Origin of the sequence: Leptolyngbya sp. FACHB-36 (genome assembly GCF_014695955.1) — a bacterium.
Lineage (GTDB): Bacteria > Cyanobacteriota > Cyanobacteriia > Leptolyngbyales > Leptolyngbyaceae > FACHB-36.
In genome coordinates, this window is sequence record NZ_JACJPG010000163.1 from 1 (window position 1) to 1775 (window position 1775).

General features: G+C 50.1%; 1 protein-coding gene and 1 pseudogene. Both read left to right on the plus strand.

Annotation, left to right across the window (positions count from 1 at the left end; genetic code table 11):
- A partial coding sequence (locus H6F43_RS22955; RefSeq protein WP_199290115.1) for a HAMP domain-containing sensor histidine kinase occupies positions 1 to 1002 on the plus strand: 1002 nt, incomplete at its 5' end.
- Positions 1003 to 1025: 23 nt separating this feature from the next.
- Positions 1026 to 1775, plus strand: a pseudogene (locus tag H6F43_RS22960) (response regulator); the annotation flags it as partial.

The window sequence follows — 1775 nt, forward strand, 5'->3', positions numbered from 1 at the left end:
GATCTGCCTGCGCTGACGATCGATCGGCTGACTGCAACCTTAATCGAGGTGTCTGCGGTTTTTTTCGTGCTGATTGGCATGGGGTCTTGGTGGCTAGTGCTGACGCAGGAGAGCCGGAAACTGGCGCAAGAAGAACTGGATAAGCAGAACCTACAGCTTCAGCAGGAAGTGGAAGAGCGACAGCTCGCGGAGTTGCAGCTACAGGAAAAGGCGCGACAGCTCGAACAAACGCTGCACAATTTGCGACAGGCAGAGGCTCACCTGATTCAAACAGAGAAAATGGCGGCTTTGGGCGGACTCGTTGCCGGAATTGCGCATGAGATTAATACGCCGATCGGCATTGGCGTTACGGCTGCCTCACTGCTGGCAGAAAAGACCGCCGCGCTGTCTGACTATTTCCAGCGCGGGACGATGAAGCGTTCTGAGTTAGAAAAGTTTCTGGATGTGGCGCAACAGAGTAGTCGGCTGACCTTGGCGAATCTTAACCGAGCCGCAGAACTGATTCAGAGTTTTAAGCAAGTTGCCGTCGATCAATTCAGCGAATCTCAGCGGATGTTTAACCTCAACGCTTATCTACAAGAGATTTTGCTTCAGCTTAGCCCAAAGCTTGGTTTGACAAAGCATACGATCGAGGTGCACGGCGATCGTCATCTCAGTCTCAACAGTTATCCTGGCGCATTTTCCCAAATTGTCACCAACCTGGTAATGAATTCGCTGCTTCATGCGTATGCACCCGACGATCGTGGACATATTACGCTGACTTTAAGCCAGACCGAGGAGCAAGTTATTCTTGAGTATGCTGATGATGGTCAGGGAATTCCTCCAGAAAACCTGAGCAAGATCTTTGAACCCTTCTTCACCACGAAACGGGGTCAGGGAGGTAGTGGGTTGGGATTGCACATCGTCTATAACCTGGTCACTCAGAAGCTAGACGGAACGATTCAGTGCGAGAGTCAGCCGTTTGAAGGAACCCGGTTTGTCATCAGGCTGCCAAAAACCTAAGCGTTTTTACAGAAGGCTGGTCCATGTCGAGCAACGCCCAAAACCCTCTCCCTGACTCTCAAGACGATGAGGTTATTTTTGCTCAGGAGGATGAGTTCCCATCTGCTGAAGAAGCCGAGTTAAACCCACTTAAGGAACGCTGGAAAATCTTAATCGTCGATGATGATGTTGAAGTTCATGAAGTGACCAAGCTGTCTCTGAGTGACTTTGCCTTTGAGAATCAGTTACTCAGCTTTGTTAGCGCTTACTCGCTGCGAGAAGCAAAACAGCTAATCCAAGCGCATCCAGATACCGCCATTATTTTTCTGGATGTGGTGATGGAAACCGAGAATGCGGGCTTGGAATTGATTCAGTATGTCCGGGAAGAGTTGGGCAACTTGGCTGTCCGAATCATTTTGCGAACGGGGCAGCCGGGACAGGCTCCAGAAACAGTTTTAGTCGCCAATTACAGAATTGATGACTATAAAACCAAAACAGAGCTGACCTCCGAAAAGCTGTTTATTGTCGTGGTTACGGCGCTTAGAGCCTTTTCAACCATGAAGCAAATGCTCGAAATGAGCCAGACTCTTAAGCTGGAACTGGTGCAATATCAGCAGCTTGAGTCGGCTCTGCGGATGAGTGAACTGCAAGAGCGAGAAAAAGCCTACCAGTTAGAGCGACCGCTGCACGGACTGCAACAAGCTCAACAGCAGTCAGAGCAGCGAGAAAAGATAGAAACGCTGGGTCAATGGGTTACAGAAGTGACGCAGGATATCATCCGCGCGCCCAACGCC